General features: G+C 72.0%; 10 protein-coding genes. 3 read left to right on the top strand and 7 right to left on the bottom strand.

What is annotated here, in order from left to right; genetic code table 11:
* Both ABTY15_RS32095 and pulA read right to left on the bottom strand, forming a co-directional pair.
* On the bottom strand, positions 1-1,963 hold a 1,963-nt coding region (locus ABTY15_RS32095; protein ID WP_350603121.1), incomplete at its 3' end, for a M4 family metallopeptidase.
* Positions 1,964-2,516: 553 nt separating this feature from the next.
* Positions 2,517-8,039, bottom strand: coding sequence for a pullulanase-type alpha-1,6-glucosidase (gene pulA / locus ABTY15_RS32090; protein ID WP_350603120.1), 5,523 nt, complete (start codon positions 8,037-8,039; stop codon positions 2,517-2,519).
* A 318-nt stretch (positions 8,040-8,357) separates the two neighbouring features.
* On the opposite strand from pulA, the gene ABTY15_RS32085 reads away from it, so the two are divergent.
* Positions 8,358-9,323: a phosphatase PAP2 family protein gene (locus ABTY15_RS32085; protein WP_350603116.1), complete on the top strand. Its 966-nt coding sequence runs from the start codon at positions 8,358-8,360 to the stop codon at positions 9,321-9,323.
* 56 nt (positions 9,324-9,379) lie between these two features.
* Here the strand turns inward: ABTY15_RS32085 and ABTY15_RS32080 are convergent, their stop codons facing one another.
* Complete coding sequence (locus ABTY15_RS32080; protein WP_350603114.1) at positions 9,380-12,412, bottom strand: bifunctional [glutamine synthetase] adenylyltransferase/[glutamine synthetase]-adenylyl-L-tyrosine phosphorylase; 3,033 nt, start codon at positions 12,410-12,412, stop codon at positions 9,380-9,382.
* A 140-nt stretch (positions 12,413-12,552) separates the two neighbouring features.
* Between ABTY15_RS32080 and ABTY15_RS32075 the strand changes: the two genes are divergently transcribed.
* The gene (locus ABTY15_RS32075; RefSeq protein WP_350603113.1) at positions 12,553-13,359 is read left to right on the top strand and encodes a class E sortase; all 807 of its coding nucleotides are present in this window, start codon (positions 12,553-12,555) and stop codon (positions 13,357-13,359) included.
* A 94-nt stretch (positions 13,360-13,453) separates the two neighbouring features.
* Here the strand turns inward: ABTY15_RS32075 and ABTY15_RS32070 are convergent, their stop codons facing one another.
* From ABTY15_RS32070 to ABTY15_RS32055, 4 genes are all read right to left on the bottom strand, one after another.
* Positions 13,454-14,710, bottom strand: a complete 1,257-nt coding sequence (locus ABTY15_RS32070) for a hypothetical protein (RefSeq protein WP_350603111.1) — start codon at positions 14,708-14,710, stop codon at positions 13,454-13,456.
* A 185-nt stretch (positions 14,711-14,895) separates the two neighbouring features.
* Complete coding sequence (gene glnA2 / locus ABTY15_RS32065; RefSeq protein ID WP_350603108.1) at positions 14,896-16,257, bottom strand: gamma-glutamylpolyamine synthetase GlnA2; 1,362 nt, start codon at positions 16,255-16,257, stop codon at positions 14,896-14,898.
* A 121-nt stretch (positions 16,258-16,378) separates the two neighbouring features.
* A complete protein-coding gene (locus tag ABTY15_RS32060; RefSeq protein ID WP_350603105.1) occupies positions 16,379-16,798 on the bottom strand; it encodes a type II toxin-antitoxin system VapC family toxin in 420 nt (139 codons plus the stop codon).
* The gene (locus ABTY15_RS32055; RefSeq protein WP_350603102.1) at positions 16,795-17,079 is read right to left on the bottom strand and encodes a type II toxin-antitoxin system Phd/YefM family antitoxin; all 285 of its coding nucleotides are present in this window, start codon (positions 17,077-17,079) and stop codon (positions 16,795-16,797) included. Before ABTY15_RS32055 ends, ABTY15_RS32060 begins: the two co-directional genes overlap by 4 nt.
* A 96-nt stretch (positions 17,080-17,175) precedes the next feature.
* Between ABTY15_RS32055 and ABTY15_RS32050 the strand changes: the two genes are divergently transcribed.
* Entirely contained in the window at positions 17,176-18,930 is a 1,755-nt protein-coding gene (locus ABTY15_RS32050; protein WP_350603100.1) for an NAD+ synthase, read from the top strand.
* The last annotated feature ends 11 nt before the right edge of the window (positions 18,931-18,941 follow it).

Genomic DNA, 18,941 nt, shown 5'->3' with positions numbered 1-18,941 from the left:
CGACGACGCCGCTGGTGGCCGTCCACGGGGCGGCGGAGCCGGTCTCGAAGCCCTGGTTGCCCAGCAGCTGGGCCGGGGTGCAGTTGCCGCCGGTGGTGGAGACGGTCCAGCTGAAGCTGGTGCTCCCGCTCTTGCCGGCCGAGTCCTTCACCGTGACGGTCACGTTGGAGGTCCCCGCGGTGGTCGCGGTGCCCGTGATCACGCCGGTGGAGGAGTTGATGGCCAGGCCGGCCGGCAGGCCCGTGGCGCTGTAGGACAGCGGCGCGGTGCCACCGGTGGCCTTGATCGCCAGGTTGACCGAACCGCCCACCGTGGTGGACTGGTTGCCCGGGTTGGTGACGGTGACGGTGCCCGGGTTGGGCAGCGAGCCGACGTTGACGGCGGCCCAGGCGGTGGCGACCGCGTTCCACTCGGCGCTGTTGGCGCCGTACAGGTCGGTGGCCGCGTCCAGGGTGGCGGTGCGGGCGCCGGCGTAGTCGGTGCTGGAGGTCATGTGCGCGGTGAGCGCCTTGTACCAGATCTGCGAGGCCTTGTCCCGACCGATGCCGGAGACGGTGATGTTGTTGACCGTCGGGCTGTTGTAGCTGACGCCGTTGATCACCTTGGCGCCGCTGCCCTCGGCCAGCAGGTAGAAGAAGTGGTTGGCGACACCGGACGAGTAGTGCACGTCCAGGTTGCCGACGCCCGAGTACCAGGAGTCGGCCGAGCCGCCGTCCTTGGAGGGCTTGTCCATGTAGCGCAGCGGCGTGCCGTTGCCGTTGATGTCGATGAGCTCGCCGATGAGGTAGTCCGGGTTGTCGGCGGGCAGGTTGGCGTAGAACTCGACCATGCTGCCGAAGATGTCCGAGGTGGCCTCGTTGAGGCCGCCGGACTCGCCCGAGTAGGTCAGGTTCGCGGTGGCCGAGGTGACGCCGTGGGTCATCTCGTGGCCGGAGACGTCCAGCTCGGTCAGCGGGTGGGTGTCGCCCGAGCCGTCGCCGTAGGTCATGCAGAAGCAGCCGTCGTCCCAGAACGCGTTGACGTAGCCGGTGTCGTAGTGCACCCGGCTCATGGCGCCGACGCCGTCGTTGCGGATGCCGCTGCGGCCGAAGGTGTTCTTGTAGAAGTCCCAGGTGGCGGCGGCACCGTACTGGGCGTCGACGGCGGCCGACTCGCGGTTGCTGGCCTGGCCGTTGCCCCAGGTGTCGGTGGACTTGGCGAACAGCGTGCCGTTCCCGCTGGTCCCGTTGTGCATGTCGGTGGTGTACTGCCCACCGCGCGTGCCGTCCTTGAGCTGGTACTGCGAGCCGCTCTGGGTGGTGGTCAGCGACACGTTGCCGACGAACACACCGGTGCCGGAGCCCTTCTGGAGGCCCTCGGTCTTGGCGAGCACCTCGCCGGTCGCGGCGTCGGTGACGATGTGCAGGCGGCTCGGGGTGCCGTCCGACTCCTTGCCGGAGACGACGGTCTCGTAGGCGAGCTTCGGGGCGCCCTTGCCGGCGAAGACCACCAGGCGCGGGGCGGTGTCGAGGGCGGAGCCCGACTCGGCGGCGAGCGCGGCCTCCTGCGCCTTCGGCGCGGCCAGCGACGGGGTGGTGTTCACACCGCTGAGGTTGGCCTCGCTGGCCTTGGTCACGCTCGTGGTCGCGCCGGCCGCGTCCTGGTGGACGATCAGGTCGCCGCCGAGCACCGGGAGTCCGGCGTACGTGCGCTCGTAGCGCAGGTGGCGGGCGCCGTTGGCGTCCTGCACGACGTCCTTGGTGACCAGCTTCTCCTGGGTGCTCAGGCCGAGGGTCTGGGCCAGGGAGGCGGACTGCTGGTTCGCGGACGAGATCAGCGCGGCCCGGGTCGACTGCTGGGCCGCGACGGCGGCCGGGGCGTCGGTGGTGGCCGCCTGCGCGATGACCGGGATGCCGGTCACCAGCAGCGCGGTGGTGGCGGCCATGACAACCGCCGCCTTCCGGGCGTGAGCGTAACGGGACATGCGGACTCCTTTTCCGACCGGTGCGGGTTCGCACGCGGTGGAGAGAACCTGGGCCGCAGGGTTGCGGCGCAGTGGGGGCCCCCGCCCTCGGTGTGCGACGGGGGTGCGGTGGTGGTGCTCAGAAGCCGTTGCAGAGTTGGGATGCGCTGCACCTGAACTGGGACCGCTGCACCGGGGGGTGGGGCCCCCTCGTCTGCAGCCGGAGGAATCGTGGCAGCAAACGAGTCGTTAATGACAGATGCATGCCACTGATTGGCCGATTAAATACCGAAACCGTATGCAGGACGGATCGTCAGTTGTGTTACGGCTTTGACAACTCGTGAACACGGTTTTCATGACCCCCGAACGTTCGGTCACCGCCGGAGGGCATTGACCAGCACTCCCGGCAGCGGCCCACCCCCGGCGGCGCCCGACAGCGCCCGGCAGAGGCGGCACGTCACACTTCCAGCCGTGCCAACAGCGGTTTCCGGCCATCCGCAGGCCGAAAACACCACGGGTCCCACACCACCCCAACGGCGGTGCGGGACCCGTGAGTTCCGGTTCGGGGCCCGGATCAGCCCTGGACGAACACCGCCACCGTCCGGCCCGGCACGGTGAAGGTGCCGGTCGTGGCGTCGAAGCCGGCCTGCTTGACCACCGGGTCGGCCCCGCCCGCCTGGACCGGGTGCAGCGCCTGGCTCGTCCCCTTCAGGGCCGCCACGGTCTGCCCCTGCGCGGTGGGCGTGGCATTGAACACCACGGTGACGCCCTTCTCGGCGCCCGGCAGCCCGGTGCCGTCCAGGTGCAGGGTGATCACGCCCGGCGTCTCCCCCGCCGTGCCGGACAGCGGGTAGGAGAGCCGCTGCTGGACGGCCGCCAGGGTGGGCAGCGAGAACAGCGGCGAGGACTGCTTGATCCGCACGAACCCCTGGTACTGCGCGCTGGTGGCGCGGATCTCCGCCGCCCCGACCGTCAGCCTCGGGTTGGCGAGCAGGGACTGCGCGGTCGGCCACATCTCCTTGTTGTCGGCCGCCATCGGCAGGCCCCGGCCCCAGCCGTTGCCCTGCGCGGCGTCCCAGTGGATCGCGTTGAACCAGTCGCCGGAGTCGTAGGCGTTGGCGTCCAGCGACTTGGAGCGCAGCAGGTCGCTGCCGGCCTGGGCGAAGCCCGCGCCCTGGGTGAGCGCGGTGAGCGAGAGCCCGAGCGCCTGCATCCGGGCCCGGTCGGCGGGCGCGGTGCCGGTCGGCAGCTTGTACGCGAGCGCGTCGAACAGGTCGGTGTTGTCGTGGGCGTCCAGGTACTCCACCGCCTCGCCCGGCCGGGCCGCGTACCCGGTCGGGGAGCCGTTGTAGTCGACCTGGGCGCCGGTGACGGTCCGTCCGGAGCTGTCGGTGAAGGAGTACCCGGCCAGGTTTCCGGTGAGCCCCACCTTCAGCTGGTCCATCTGGTGCAGCAGCCGGGCCTTCTGCTCCTCCGGGCTGCCGTTGGCGGGCGAGCCGTTCGGGTCGGAGGCCAGGCCAGAGGCGAAGCCCTGCTGCGGCGCGGAGTTCAGCATGAAGTTGCCGCCGCGGGCGGCGTCCCGGAGCCGGTCGTCGAAGGTGGCGATGCCGGTGCCGGCCATGTTGAGCTGGGTGGCCTGCTCGAAGCGGGCGTTGTTGGCGACGACCCCGAAGTTCCAGCCCTCGCCGTAGAGCAGGATGTTCTTCCCGTCCACCCCGTCCGAGTCCGGCGTCATCCGGCCCAGCGCCGCCTGTACGTCCAGCATGGTGGACTTCGGGTCAAGGCCCATCAGGTCGAAGCGGAAGCCGTCCACCTGGTACTCGCGGGCCCAGGTGGTCACCGAGTCGACCACCAGCCGGTTCATCATGGCGTGCTCGGGCGCGGTGTCGGCGCAGCAACTGTCCGCGGTGACCTTGCCGTTGGCGTCGAGCCGCTGGTAGTAGCCGGGGACGACCTTGTCCAGCACCGAGTGCTCGGCCTGGCCGCTGGCGGCGGTGTGGTTGTAGACCACGTCCAGCACCACCCGCAGCCCGGCCTCGTGCAGCGCCTGCACCATCTGCCGGAACTGCACCGTCCGCGCCGTCCCGGTCGGGTCGGTCGCGTACGAGCCCTCCGGCACGTTGTAGTGCAGCGGGTCGTAGCCCCAGTTGTAGGCGTCGTCGGCGGCGACCGCGGCCACGCACTCCTGCTGCTTCGGCCCGTCCGGGGGAAGGGACTTGAGGTCGCAGGCGGGCAGCTTCTGCTCGGCCCGGTTCTCCCTGATGGTGGCGATGTCGAAGGTCGGCAGCAGGTGGACGGTGGTCACCCCGGCCTTGGCGAGCTCGCGCAGGTGCTGCATCCCGGCCGAGCGGGACTCGGTGAACGCCAGGTAGGTGCCGCGCTCGGCGGCCGGGACGGTCTCGTCCTCCACCGAGAAGTCCCGGACGTGCAGTTCCTGGATCTGCTGCTGCGCGAGCGGGACGGCCTTCGGGCGGGCGTGCTCCTCCCAGCCCGCCGGCTTGAGCTCCTTGGCCGCGAGGTCGGCGACCAGGCTGCGCCGGGAGTCGGTGGAGAGCGCGACCGAGTACGGGTCGGTGACGCTGTTGACCACCACCTGCTGCACCGAGGGCGCCCAGACCTTCACCTGGTACAAGTAGTACTTGCCGTCCAACTCGGCCTTGTCGCGGACGACTTCCCACACCCCGGTCTCGTCGTCCAGGGTGAGCGGCAGCGTCCTCGGGGTGCCCCCGGTCGCGCTGTCGAAGACCTGGACGGACACCTCCTGGGCGGTCGGCGCCCAGAGCGAGAGCGCGACCTTGCCGTCGTAGTACGCCGGACCGAAGTCGACCTTGCCGGTGCGACGGGCGTAGCGGTCGTCCAGCACCCCGGGGGTCTGCACCCCGGTCCCGGCCAGCACGGCGCCGCTCGGCAGGTGTTCGGTGAACAGCAGCTGGCTGCGCAGCGCGGCCGGGACGCGGGCGGTGTCCCGGGCGTCCACGGTGAAGGCCCGGTAGCCCGCCAGGTGCGGGTACTTGGCCTTCTGCGCGTCGGTCAGCCCGCCCTGCACGGGGGTGAGCCGGATCCACCGGCCGGGCTTGCTCAGCACGCCCTTGTCGGCGCGGATGCCGCCCTCGGGGTCGTACACCAGCTGGGCGCTGGTGCCGCCGGCCAGGGCGGCGTCGCCCGCGCCGTAGTTCGCCGGGACGACGACGGTCTTCGCGTCGATCCACTGGGCCTTGGCGGTGCCGAGGTCCAACTGCGAGGAGGCGGCGGGGTTCTGCGGCAGCAGGTAGCCCTCGCGGCCGCCGAGGATCCAGACCTCCCGGCCGTTGACCGCGAAGTCCAGCGACTGGTCGGCGGGCAGGTCCTTGTCGTTGCCGTTGTGCAGGATGTAGCTGAGGCTGGTCGCGCCGGGGGCCAGCGGCACCTCGAAGACGGCGCCGAAGGCGTCGCGGCGCACCGGCAGCAGCGGTCGGCCCCAGTCGGTGGGGTTGGCCGCGCCGGTCCAGTCGTGCAGGCCCCAGCCGTCGTAGTTGCCGTCCGCCCGGTTGTAGTGGATGACGGCGGTGCCGGCCGGCGGGGTGGTGCCCGGGCCGGGGTTGGCGGTGCGGACGGTCGGGTCGCCCTGCTTCACCCAGACCTCGCCGGTGCTGCCGAGGTCGACGTGCCGGTCGGCGTCCACGTCCTTGACGCCGTTCTTCTCAACGATGAACCCGAGGTCCGAGGCGCCGGGCTTGAGCCGCACGTACGCGAAGGCGCCGTACGCGTCCCGGCCGGTGAAGCCGTGCCCGGCGGGCCACTGGGTGGACTCGCCGTCGGCGAGGTCGCCCCAGGCGTAGAGGTTCCAGCCGTCGTAGTCGCCGTCCGGTCGGTTGTAGTGCACCACCGCGTACGGGCGGGCGCCGGCGGTGGGCACCGGCTTGGGCGCAGGGGTGCCGGTGGTGAAGGAGCCGGTGGCGGAGCGCAGGTGGCCGCTGGAGTCCTGCACGACGGCCTTGTAGCGGACGACCGTGCCGGGGGCGACGCCGCCCAGGTCCTGGGTGACGAGGTACTTCCCGGTGTCGGCGGTGCCCAGGGTCCGCCAGGGCCCGTCGCCGATCTGGGCGGCGAAGGTGACCCGGTCGAACCCGCCGCCGTCCACCGTGGCACCGACCGTGACCAGGCCGGTCGAACCGTCCGCCGGCGGTCGCAGCGAGAGCTGCGGCGCGGCCGTGACGGCGGCGAGCTTGGCGCCCGCCTTGAACACCACCGAGGAGAGCGCGGGCACGGTGACGGTGACCTTGCGGTCGGCCCCGGAGGTCAACTGCTCCCCCGTGGACGGGTAGATCCGGTCGAAGCCCGTCCCGGCGGAGAAGGTGTCCAGCGTGACGGTCTTCGCCTCGGCCGCGTTGTTGACCGCCACCAGGTACTCGACCTGCTGCCCGGCGTCGATCCGGGAGAAGGCGTACACGCCCGCGCCGTCGGCGGCGTAGCGCTCGATCTGGGCGCCGTCGGCCAGCGCCGGGTGCTCCCGGCGCAGCTTGGCCAGCCCGGCGATGCCCTGGTAGAGCCCGCCGTCCTGCCCGTACCGGTCGGCCGCCCCGGCGGTGCCGCCGAGCACCCGGTCGGTGTTGTACGAGGGGGTCTTCGAGGCGAACAGGTCCTGCCGGGCGTCCTTGTCGCCGCCCGCGCCGGTGAAGCCCTGCTCGTCGCCGTAGTAGACGACGGGCTGGCCGCGGGTGAGGAACTGCAGCTCGTTGCCGAGCCGGTCCTTCTTCAGCAGGGTCGCCTCGTCGGCGCCGGGGTTGTCGGCGAGCAGGAAGGAGCCGAAGCGGCCCATGTCGTGGTTGCCGAGGAAGGTCGGCAGCTCGTACGCGTCGGTGTCGGCGCCGGTGTAGCGGTAGTCCTGGCCGTAGACGTCGGCGAGGTTCCGCGCCGAGCCGCCCTGCGAGACGTAGCTGCGGGCGGCGCCCTGGAACGGGAAGTCCAGGGTGGCCTGGAGCCGGCCCTTGGTGACGTACGGCGAGGTGATCGCCGGGTCGCCGGAGTAGACCTCGCCGAACATGAAGAACTTCTTGTTCCCCTGCCTGGCGGCGAAGTCCTTGAGCGCGGGCGCCCACTGCTGCCAGAACGCCATGTTGACGTGCTTGACGGTGTCGATCCGGAAGCCGTCCACGCCGGCGTCCTTGACCCACTGCTGGTAGACCTTCTCGAAGCCCTTCTCCACCCGGGGGTTCTGGGTGTCGAGGTCGTCCAGGCCGCTGAAGTCGCCCTCGGTGGCGGACTCGCCGACGAAGGTCGAGTCGCCCCGGTTGTGGTAGAGCGAGGGGTCGTTGAGCCAGGCCGGGGTCTTGGCGTTCGCGTCGGCGGGGTTGCGGAAGACCGGGCTGTAGGGGAAGGAATCCTTGGTCAGCTTCGGCCAGGCAGGCGCTGGGGGTACCTCCCGGCCGGAGGCTGGGGGAGCGTCGGCGGCCGCGGTCTCGTCCACCGGGTTGCCGTCCGCGTCGAGCGTCGGGTACGCCCCGGTGGAGCGGTAGGCGTGCTGGCCCTCGGCGTAGTCGACGACGTCGGCGGTGTGGTTGGTGATGACGTCGAAGAAGACCTTGATGCCGCGGGCGTGCGCCTTGGCTATCAGCTCCTTGAGCTGCTCGTTGGTGCCGAAGTGCGGGTCGACCTGGGTGAAGTCGGTGATCCAGTAGCCGTGGTAGCCGGCCGAGGCCTGGTCGCCGCTGCCCTGCACCGGCTTGTTCTTGAAGATCGGCGCCATCCAGATCGCGGTGGTGCCGAGGTTCTGGACGTAGTCGAGCTTCTGGATCAGCCCGGCCAGGTCGCCGCCGTGGTAGAAGCCCTTGTCCGCGGGGTCGAAGCCGTGCTCCAGCCGCCCGCCGGTGATGCCTCCGGTGTCGTTGGCGGCGTCGCCGTTGGCGAAGCGGTCCGGCAGGACGAAGTAGAACTGCTCGCGGGTGAGGTCGTGCCGCCCGGCGGTGGCCGCCAGCGCGGCGTCGGAGGGCGGCGGGGGCGGGGCGGCGGCCAGGGCCGCGGGGGCGCCGCCGAGGGTGGCGGCGGTCAGCGCGGAGGCCAGCAGGACGGCCGTGCGGCCGGGTCTGCGTCGGGGGCGGGGCGGCGGCTTGTCGGCCACTGGGGGCTCCCTTAAGGGGAAGGGACGGTCGAGTTGCCAGGAAGCTAGCGGGCTGCAATATGTTTCAGCAAGATGCAGAAACCGTTTCGTGCCGGGAAAATCCAGGCCCGCGGCCGTCCCGGCCACCCCGATTGCGCTCGCCGGCGCGGTCGGCGTGACAATGGGACGTATGCCCGTCCCACCGGTAAGCACCAGACCTGTCAGCACCCCCTACCCCGGTGGGAGCCGCCCCCTAGCCCTCAAGGGGGACAGCCGGTGAAGAATCCACTTCCAGAGGATGAGCGGACGGCTACGAGAGGTCTGGCAGACTTCTCGTCCATGGGGGAACCGATCGAGATCCAGCACGGCGACGCAGCGTCCACCGACGCGTCCCGCGGCGGCGGTTCCGGAGCACGCCCGGCCACGGCCGGCCCGCAGCCGGACGGCGCCACCCGTGGCGCCCAGTCCCGCTCCGCGGCGCTGCGCAACCGCGTCCGGGACCAGCGCCGCTCGCCGGCCCGGCCGCGGATCTGGTTCGAGCTCGCCCTGATCGGGATCAGCTACTGGATCTACTCGATCGTCCGCAACGCCGTCCCCGAACAGGCCTCGATAGCCCAGAAGCACGCGAGCTGGATCTGGGACCTCGAACAGTGGCTCGGCATCGCCGTCGAGCGCTCGGTCAACCACACCGTGGACGGTGTCGGGTGGCTCATCGTCGGGATGAACTACTACTACGCGACGCTGCACTTCATCGTGACCATCGGCGTGCTGGTCTGGCTCTACCGCCGCCACCCCGGCCGCTACGTGGCGGCCCGCACGGTGCTGTTCGTCACCACCGCGATCGCCCTGGTCGGCTTCTACTTCTTCCCGCTGGCACCGCCCCGGCTGATGACCGACGGCGGGTTCATCGACACCGTGGCCGTCCACCACACCTGGGGCTCGATGGCCTCCGGGCCGGCCAAGCACGTCTCCAACCAGTTCGCGGCGATGCCCTCGATGCACATCGGCTGGTCGATGTGGTGCGGCCTGGCGATCTTCTTCCTGGCCCGCCGCACCTGGGTCCGGGTGCTCGGCCTGCTCTACCCGCTGGCCACCCTGGTGGTCATCGTCTCCACCGCCAACCACTTCTGGATGGACGCCGTCGGCGGCGAGATCTGCCTGCTGGCGGGCTTCCTCGCCGCCCGCTGGCTCTACCACTCCTGGGTGTTCCAGCTGCCCCAGGTGCCGGCCCGGGAGCGTGCCGAGGAGCCGATCACCGTCCCGGAGCAATGGAGCGAACCCGCCGCCAGCAGCGCCCGCCGCTGACCGCACCGACCGCACGAGGAGAGGGGCCCCGACCGGGGCCCCTCTCCTCTTTGCGCTCACCCGTAGAACAGCCGCTCCACCACCGCCCGGGCCCGCCGGGTGGTGCGCCGGTAGTCGTCCACCAGCTCCCCGCTGTGCCCGGCGCCGTACCCGAGGTAGCGGGCCACCCCGGCCAGCTCCCGGGCCTCCCCGGGGAAGCTGTCCCCGGGCCGGCCGCGGACCAGCATCACCGCCGAACGCACCCGGGAGGCCAGCACCCAGGCCGCGTCCAGCACCTGCGCGTCGGCCCGCCCGACCAGCCCGGCCGCGGTGGCCGCCGCCAGCGCGGCCCTGGTCCGGGTGGTCCGCAGGTCCGGCAGCTCGTGCCCGTGCTGGAGCTGGAGCAGCTGGACGGTCCACTCGACGTCGGCCAGCCCGCCCCGGCCGATCTTGGTGTGGGTGGTCGGGTCGGCACCGCGTGGCAGCCGCTCGGCCTCGATCCGCGCCTTGATCCGGCGGATCTCCATCAGGTCCCGCTCCGGCACCCCGACGCCCGGGTAGCGCAGCGGGTCGATCAGCTGGCGGAACCGCGCGCCCAGCTCCTCGTCCCCGGCCACCGGCTCGGCCCGCAACAGCGCCTGGCTCTCCCAGGCGTGCGACCAGCGCCGGTAGTACGCCGCGTACGAGGCGAGGGTGCGCACCAGCGGACCGCTGCGCCCCTCCGGCCGCAGGTCGGCGTCGACCAGCAGCGGCGGCTCGGTGGACGGCGCGCCCAGCAGCGTGCGCAGCTCGTGGCAGACCGCCTGGGCGGCCCGGGCCGCGTCCTGCTCCAGCGAGCCCAGCAGCGGCTCGTGGACGAAGAGCACGTCCGCGTCGGAGCCGTACCCGAGCTCCCGGCCGCCGAAGCGGCCCATCGCGATCACCGCGATCCGGGTCGGCAGGTCCCCGTGCTCGGCCTCCCAGCCGGCCGTGCAGGCGCGCAGCGCCCCTTGCAGGGTGGCCGCGTTGAGCGCGGTCAGCGCCTCCCCGGCCGCGTCCAGGGCCTCGGCCGGCTCCTCGCCGAGCCGCCCGAGGACGTCCGCGGCGGCCGTCCGGAACAGCTCCCGGCGGCGCACCGAGCGGGCCGCGGCGACGGCCGCGGCGGTGGACCCGGCCCGGCCGACGGCGGCCAGTATCTCCTGCTCCAGGGCCGCCCGGCCGCGCGGCTCCAGGCCCTGCGGGTCGCCCAGCATGGCGACCGCCTCGGGCGCCCGCAGCAGCAGGTCGGGGGCGAGCCGGCCGGCCGACAACACCCGGGCCAGCTGCTCGGCGGCGGCGCTCTCGTCCCGCAGCAGCCGCAGGTACCAGGGGGTGCGGCCGAGCGCGTCCGAGACCTGGCGGAAGTTGAGCAACCCGGCGTCCGGGTCGGCCGAGTCGGCGAACCAGCCGAGCAGCACCGGCAGCAGGGTGCGCTGGATCGCCGCCTTGCGGCTCACCCCGGAGGCGAGCGCGCTGAGGTGCCGCAGCGCCGCCGCCGGGTCGGCGTACCCGAGCGCCTCCAGCCGGGCCCGGGCCGCGTCCGGGGTCAGCCCGGCCGCGCCGGGCGGCAGTTCGGCCACGGCGTCGAGCAGCGGCCGGTAGAACAGCTTCTCGTGCAGCCGCCGGACCTCGACCGCGTGCCGCTTCCACTCGCGCTGCAACGCGGCGACCGGGTCGGCGCGGGTGTCGTCGTTGATCAGCGCGGCCAGTGAACGGGCCAGCCGGCGCTGGTCCTCCTCGCCGGTGGGCATCAGGTGGGTGCGGCGCAGCCGGTGCAGCTGGATCCGGTGCTCCAGCGAACGCAGGAAGCGGTACGCGGCGGCCAGCGAGGCGGCGTCCGCCCGGCCGACGTAGCCGCCCCGGGAGAGCGCGGCCAGCGCCTCCAGGGTGTTGCCGCTGCGCAGCGCCGGGTCGGTGCGGCCGTGCACCAGCTGGAGCAGCTGGACGGAGAACTCGACGTCGCGCAGCCCGCCCGGGCCGAGCTTGAGCTGGCGGTCCAGCTCGGTGGCCGGGATGGAGTCGATCACCCGGCGGCGCATCTGCTGCACGTCGGCGACGAAGTTCTCCCGGGCGGCGGCCTGCCAGACCATCGGGGCCAGCGACTCGACGTACGCCGCGCCGAGCTCGGCGTCCCCGGCCACCGGGCGGGCCTTGAGCAGCGCCTGGAACTCCCAGGTCTTGGCCCAGCGCTGGTAGTACGCGAGGTGGCTGGCCAGGGTGCGCACCAGCGGCCCGTTGCGGCCCTCGGGGCGCAGGTTGGCGTCCACCGGCCAGATGGTGCCCTCGCCGGTGGTGTCCGAGCAGAGCCGGGTGAGGGCGGCCGCCAGCCGGGTGGCGGCCTTGACCGCCTCGTGCTCGTCGACGCCCTCGCGCGGCTCGGCGACGTAGATGACGTCCACGTCGGAGACGTAGTTGAGTTCGCGGCCGCCGCACTTGCCCATGCCGATCACGGCCAGCCGGCAGGCCGCCGCGGCCTCCGGGTCCTGCTCGACGGCGAGCTCCAGGGCGGTCTGCAGGGTGGCGCCGGCCAGGTCGGCGAGCTCGGCGGCGGTCTGCGACAGGTCGGTGGTGCCGGTGAGGTCGCGGGCGGCGATGGCGAGCAGGCAACGCCGGTAGGCGACCCGCAGCGCGTCCGCCGGGCCGCGCGCGCCCTGCTGGCCGGCGCCGCGCACGCCCTCGGCGAGCGCCCGCCGGAAGTCCTCCGGGCCGGGGTGCATGTCGCGCAGCTCGAAGGTGACCAGGACGTGCCAGTCGTGCGGGTGCCGGGCCAGGTGGTCGCCGAGCGCGGTGGAGGCGCCGAGCACCCCGAGCAGCCGGTCGCGCAGCGGCTTGGAGGTGGTGAGGGTGTCCCGCAAGGTGTGCCGGTCGGCCTCGTCGGCGGCCTCCAGCAGCCGGGCCAGGCCGAGCAGGGCGAGGTCGGGGTCGGCGGTGGCACCGAGCGCGTCCAGCACCACCGGGTCATCGGCGAGCCCTTCCAGGGCGGGGCCCTCCAGCAGCCGCACCGCCCGCGCCGGATCGGTGAAACCGCGCCGGACCAGTCTGATCTCCGGCCGGCTGACCCGGCTGCCGGCCCGCTGCTCCTCCACCGTCATCGCCCCTCCATCCGCTCAGCAGCGTACGCGCCCGCGCGCCGCGGCGCCGGACGTAACCGCGGACCGGACCGGACCCGCCCGGACGCCGGACGTGGCGTGTCGGCTTGCCCGCCGGCTCCCGCACGCGGTGGAGTACCCGCATGACCCGCCAGGACGCCCTCGGCGAGGGCTCCCCCACCGCCTCCCCGCGCCGACGTCCCCTCCGGGTCGCGGTCGGCGCGCTCGGCGACCTGCTGTTCACCGCGGGCGTGCTGCTCGCCCTGCTGGTCGCGTACTCGCTCTGGTGGACCGACCTCACGGCCACCCGGCACGCGGGCGTCGCCGCCGAGCAGCTGCGCCGGAGCTGGTCGGCGGCGGCCCCCGCAGCCCCTCCGGCCGGCCCGACGGCCCCGGCCGGTCCGGCCGACCCAACTGGCCCCGCCGCCCCGCCGCCCGTCGGCCCGGGCGACGGCATCGGCTTCCTGCACGTGCCCGCGCTGGGCGCCGACTACCAGGTGCTGATCAGGATCGGCACCGACGAGGAGACCCTCGCGGAGGGGGTCGCCGGGGTCTACACGACGCCGTACCCCGCGGCGATGCCCTGGGAGCCGGAGGGCAACTTCGCCCTCGCCGCCCACCGCGACGGCCACGGCGCGATGTTCCACGACCTGGACCTGCTCAAGCCGGGCGACCCGCTGGTCGTGGAGACCCGCGACCGCTGGTACGTCTACCGCGTCGACGCCACGCTGCCCGAGACCTCCAAGGACGACACCGGCGTCATCGCCCCGGTGCCCACCGGCTCCCCGTACACCGCGCCGGGCCGCTACATCACCCTGACGACCTGCACGCCGGTCTACACGTCGCTGTACCGGATGGCCGTCTGGGGCAGCCTGGTCCGGGAACAGCCGGTGGACCCGGGCCGGACGCCGCCCCCCGAGCTGCGGAGGCGGGAACCGCCGAACGGGTGACGCCCCGGCCGCTGACCGGCCGGGGCGTCACCCGTCTGTTGCCACGCAGTACGGCGCGTACAGCACCTACCAGCACCCCGGGGACGGGGTCCGGTCATGCGCGCCGTCGGCCGAGCCGCATCGCCGCGACACCCGCCGCGAGGAACGCGGCCGAGAGGCCGAGCAGGATCGTCGTCCCCTGGCTGCCCGTCTGGGCCAGCTCCCCGTGGTGGTGCCCGCCCTGGTGCTCCTCGCCCGCACCGTGGTGCCCGGGCTTCACCTCGTGCCCGTAGCCGCCGTGGTGGACCGTCTTGTGCGGCGCCTCCGTGACGAACTTGACCTTGTTCAGATTGTGCGCGGACTGCTGGTTGGCCAGGCTGTTGGTCTGCGACTGGTTGTTCTGCGCGTTGTTCTGCGCCGAGTTGTTCGCGGCGTTGCTGGAATTGCTGGTGGAGCTGTTGTTCGAGGTGCTGGCGGCGCTGTTGTTCGCGCTGTTGTTGAGGTTGTTGGTGACGCTGTTCTGCACGATGACGGTCACGTCGACGTGCTGGTCCTGGGCCTGCTGACCGTTCTGGCTCTGCTGGACGTTCTGGTCCTGGTTCTGCGCCTGGTCCTGACCCTGAGCCTGGTCCTGAGCCTGGTTCTGCTCGCCGTTCTGACCCTGCGCCTGTCCGCCGTGCCCGCCGTGGCCGCCGTGCTCCTCATGGCCGCCGTGACCACCGTGCTCCTCGTGACCACCGTGACCCTCATGGCCACCGTGCTCCTCGTGCCCGCCGTGGCCGCCGTGCTCCTCATGGCCGCCGTGACCACCGTGCTCCTCGTGACCACCGTGACCCTCATGGCCACCGTGCTCCTCGTGGCTGCCGTGGCCCTCGTGACCGCCGTAGGTCTCGTGGCCGCCGTGACCACCGTGCTCGCCGTGACCACCGTGCTCGCCGGGGAGGCAGATGCACTCCGGGAACTCGTAGTGGTCCATATGGCCGTACATGTCCTCGTCGCAGGACTCACCGCCCTCGGCCCAGCGGCCCTCGGAGAGCCCGAGCTCCGACGGCTGCCCCATCGGCATCCCGCGCTCGGGGCCGCCCTCGCGGGCCTGGCCCGAGCCGCCCTGCTCGGCGGTGACGACGGTCTGCTCCGGGACGTCCGACTGCGTGACGGTGCGACTGGTGAAGGTCCAGGTGGTGCCGGCGGTGCCGGTGTCCTCCCCGGCCAACCGCAGGAGGTTGTCGACCCATTCGCCCTGGGCCTCTGCCGACTCGGAGGCTGCGCCGTGATCGACGAGGGGCGAAGCGTAGGCCGCGTGACCGGCGCCCAGCACGAGGGCGGCCGAGGCCAGTCCGGACAGGACCAGGGTGGTGATTCGAGTACGCATGACACTCCAGGATGATCCGCAAAACGGATCTTCTGAATACGCCCCCGCATCACACGGTCACGGTTCGCACCGCTGCAGAGTAATCACATCGGCTCAACGAATTAGCGTGCGCGGGGGACGCCGCCCGCACGAACGGAACGGGCCCGCTCCGACCGGAGCGGGCCCGCTGGATGATTGACGTACCGTCAGAGAACCTGAAGATTCTTCCGCAGCTCGAACGGCGTGACCTCGGAGCGGTACTCCTCCCACTCCTGGCGCTTGTTGCGCAGGAAGAAGTCGAACACGTGCTCGCCGAGGGTCTCGGCGACCAGTTCGCTGCGCTGCATCAGGTCGATGGCCTCGCCGAGGTTCTGCGGCATCGGCTGGATGCCGAGGGCGCGGCGCTCGGAGTCGGACAGGGCCCAGACGTCGTCGTCGGCGCCGGGCGGGAGCTCGTAGCCCTCCTCGATGCCCTTGAGGCCGGCCGCGAGGGTGACGGCGTAGGCGAGGTAGGGGTTGCAGCCGGTGTCGAGGGAACGGACCTCGACCCGGGTGGAGCCCTGCTTGCCGGGCTTGTACATCGGGACGCGGATCAGCGCGGAGCGGTTGTTGTGGCCCCAGCAGATGTAGGACGGGGCCTCGCCGCCGGCGCCGGCGGTGCGCTGGGAGCCGCCCCAGATGCGCTTGTAGGAGTTCACCCACTGGTTGGTGACGGCGGCGGTCTCGGCGGCGTGCCGCAGCAGGCCGGCGATGAAGGAGCGGCCGACCTTGGACAGCTGGTACTCGGCACCGGACTCGTGGAAGGCGTTGCGGTCGCCCTCGAACAGCGAGAGGTGGGTGTGCATGCCCGAGCCGGGGTGGTCGGAGAAGGGCTTGGGCATGAAGCTGGCGTGCACGCCCTGCTCCAGCGCGACCTCCTTCATGACCAGCCGGAAGGTCATGATGTTGTCGGCCGTGGAGAGCGCGTCGGCGTAGCGCAGGTCGATCTCCTGCTGGCCGGGAGCGCCCTCGTGGTGCGAGAACTCGACCGAGATGCCCATCGACTCCAGCATGGTGATCGCCTGGCGCCGGAAGTCGTGGCCCACCCCGCGCGGGGTGTGGTCGAAGTAGCCGGACTGGTCGGCCGGGATCGGCGGGGTGCCGTCGCCCGGGAGGTTCTTCAGCAGGAAGAACTCGATCTCGGGGTGGGTGTAGAAGGTGAAGCCCTGGTTGGAGGCCTTCTCCAGGGTGCGCTTGAGCACGAACCGGGGATCGGCGAAGGACGGCGAGCCGTCGGGCATCAGGATGTCGCAGAACATCCGGGCGGTGCCCGGGGTCTCGGAACGCCACGGCAGGATCTGGAAGGTGGTCGGGTCCGGCTTGGCGATCATGTCGGACTCGTAGACCCGGGCGAACCCCTCGATCGCCGAGCCGTCGAAGCCGATGCCCTCCTCGAACGCCTGCTCCAGCTCGGCCGGCGCCACCGCGACCGACTTCAGGAACCCGAGCACGTCGGTGAACCACAGTCGGACGAACCGGATGTCACGCTCTTCGAGCGTCCGAAGCACGAACTGCTGCTGCTTGCCCATGGGGACAGTCTCACCTCTGCTCTTTACGCTCGTGTTACGCCCCGAAGGCCCCCGGAAAGAGCCCGTGAAGCGACTGCCCCCATCATGGCTGATCACCGCCCGGAGTCCAGTCCGGGGGCGGTCACCGATCCGCGTCGAACGGGTTCACCACCTCCACCCCGGCCCGGGCGACGTCCTTGGTGTTGCGGGTGACCAGGGTCAGCCCGTGGACCTTCGCGGTGGCGGCGAGCAGGCCGTCGATCAGGGGGAGCGGGTCGGGCACGTTCAGCCGCGCCCAGGCCTCGGCGATCTCCGTCGTCACCGGCAGAATTCGGTCGGCATAGCTGCGCTTGACCGTCGCCAACCATTCGGCGAGCCGCTCGGCCTGGACGTGGTCCCGCCGCCGAATCTGCTCCACCCCCTGCCGGATCTCGCCGACGACCAGCGCGCTGGTGAACATCGGGCCGCTGCGATGTTCGGCCATCCAGGCTTCGACCGCCGGATCCGGCTCACGCCTGCGCAGCTCCGAGAGCACATTGGTGTCCAACATGAAGCCGGTCACTCGCCCTCCCCGAACGGCAGCGGTCGCGGCATGTGGTCGGCCCGCCTGGCGACGATCTCGTCCAGGATCTCCGCCATCGAATCGTCCATGTACGGCTCCTCCCGGCGGAGCAGGAACTCCTCGAAGGGAAGCTCCTGGCCCCGCAGCCGCCGGTACTCCCTTATGTCGATGACGACCGCGACCTCGTCGCCGTGGCGGGTGACCACCTGCGGCCCCTCGGACTCCGCGAGCCGCAGCACCTCGCTGAATTTCTGCTTCGCTTCCTGCACTTGCCATCTCATCGGACCATCCCCCAGTTCTGTCCAGACTGTCCAGACCTACCATCCATGCTACCCCGGTCGGGACATTGCGTCAGATAGACGATTACACTTTGAGCCATGCCCAATCTCCGTCTCGCCCTGAGCCAGATCGACCCCTGGGTCGGTGACCTCGCCCGCAACAGCGATGAGGTGGTGCGCTGGACCAAGCAGGCCGTGGAGGCCGGTGCCCAGCTGGTCGCCTTCCCCGAGATGGCCCTGACCGGGTACCCGGTCGAGGACCTCGCGCTGCGCCGTTCGTTCGTCGAGGCGTCCCGCGCCGCGCTGGTCGAGCTGGCCGGGCGGCTGGCCGCCGACGGGCTGGGCGAGGTGCCGGTGGTGGTCGGCTACCTCGGGCGGTCCGAGCACGCCTCGCCGCGGTTCGGGCGCCCGGCCGGGTCCCCGCAGAACTGCGCCGCCGTGCTCCACCGGGGTGAGGTGGTGACCCGCTTCGCCAAGCACCACCTGCCCAACTACGGCGTGTTCGACGAGTACCGCTGGTTCGTCCCGGGCGACCAGCTGCCGGTGCTGCGGCTGCACGGGGTGGACGTCGCGCTGGCGATCTGCGAGGACATCTGGCAGGACGGCGGCCGGGTCACCGCGGCCCGCGAGGCCGAGGCCGGGCTACTGCTGGTGATCAACGGCTCGCCGTACGAGCGGAACAAGGACGACCAGCGGCTGGAGCTGGTCCAGCGCCGGGCCGCCGAGGCCGGCTGCACCCTGGCGTACGTCAACATGGTCGGCGGCCAGGACGAGCTGGTCTTCGACGGCGACTCGATCGTGGTCGGCGCGGACGGCGCGGTGCTGGCCCGCTCCCCGCAGTTCGAGGAGCACCTGCTGGTGCTGGACCTCGACCTGCCGGCCGCCAGCAGCGACCACACCGACGGCCTGCTGCTGATCGACGGGCTGCACCTGGTCCGCGCCGAGCTGGGCGGTGAGCCCCAGGCCGCGCCCGCCGAACCGACCCGGGCCGAGGTGGCGCCGCGGCTGTCCGACGAGGCGGAGATCTGGGCCGCCCTGGTCTCCGGCACCCGGGCGTACGTGGCGAAGAACAACTTCCGCTCGGTGCTGATCGGCCTGTCCGGCGGCATCGACTCGGCGCTGGTGGCCTCGATCGCGGTGGACGCGATCGGCGCCGAGAACGTGCACTGCGTCTCGATGCCCAGCCGCTACTCCTCCGAGCACTCCAAGGACGACGCGGCCGAGCTAGCCCGCCGCACCGGGCTGCACTTCCGGACCGTCCCGATCGCCCCGATGTTCGACGCCTACCTGGCGGCGACCGAGCTGACCGGCCTGGCCGAGGAGAACCTGCAGTCCCGGCTGCGCGGCACCCTGCTGATGGCGATCTCCAACCAGGAGGGGCACATCGTGCTCGCGCCCGGCAACAAGAGCGAGCTGGCGGTCGGCTACTCGACCCTGTACGGCGACTCGGTGGGTGCGTTCGGCCCGATCAAGGACGTCTACAAGTCGCTGATCTTCCGGCTGGCCCGCTGGCGCAACGAGGAGGCCGAGCGGCGCGGCGAGGTCCCGCCGATCCCGGAGAACACCATCTCCAAGCCGCCGTCCGCCGAGCTGCGGCCCGACCAGGTCGACAGCGACTCGCTGCCCGACTACGACCTGCTGGACAGCGTCCTCGACCGCTACATCGAGGGCGACCAGGGCCGGGACGCGATCGTGGCGGCCGGCTTCGACCCGGCGGTGGTGGACCGGGTGGTCCGGCTGGTCGACACCGCCGAGTACAAGCGGCGGCAGTACCCGCCGGGCCCCAAGGTCTCGGTCAAGAACTTCGGCCGGGACCGCCGCCTGCCGATCACCAACCGCTGGCGCCGGGGCTGATCAGCCGATCC

This window comes from Kitasatospora sp. NPDC097643, assembly GCF_040302625.1.
GTDB lineage: Bacteria > Actinomycetota > Actinomycetes > Streptomycetales > Streptomycetaceae > Kitasatospora.
Note: the sequence above shows the minus strand (reverse complement) of the source record. Positions and strands in the feature narration are given on the sequence as shown.

Bases quoted from the DNA above. Each gene is read 5' to 3' on its own strand.
- glnA2 (WP_350603108.1), bottom strand. From the start codon at position 16,257: ATGGGCAAGCAGCAGCAGTTCGTGCTTCGGACGCTCGAAGAGCGTGAC.
- ABTY15_RS32085 (WP_350603116.1), top strand. From the start codon at position 8,358: ATGGGGGAACCGATCGAGATCCAGCACGGCGACGCAGCGTCCACCGAC.
- ABTY15_RS32070 (WP_350603111.1), bottom strand. From the start codon at position 14,710: ATGCGTACTCGAATCACCACCCTGGTCCTGTCCGGACTGGCCTCGGCC.
- ABTY15_RS32055 (WP_350603102.1), bottom strand. From the start codon at position 17,079: ATGAGATGGCAAGTGCAGGAAGCGAAGCAGAAATTCAGCGAGGTGCTG.
- ABTY15_RS32075 (WP_350603113.1), top strand. From the start codon at position 12,553: ATGACCCGCCAGGACGCCCTCGGCGAGGGCTCCCCCACCGCCTCCCCG.
- ABTY15_RS32050 (WP_350603100.1), top strand. From the start codon at position 17,176: ATGCCCAATCTCCGTCTCGCCCTGAGCCAGATCGACCCCTGGGTCGGT.
- ABTY15_RS32080 (WP_350603114.1), bottom strand. From the start codon at position 12,412: ATGACGGTGGAGGAGCAGCGGGCCGGCAGCCGGGTCAGCCGGCCGGAG.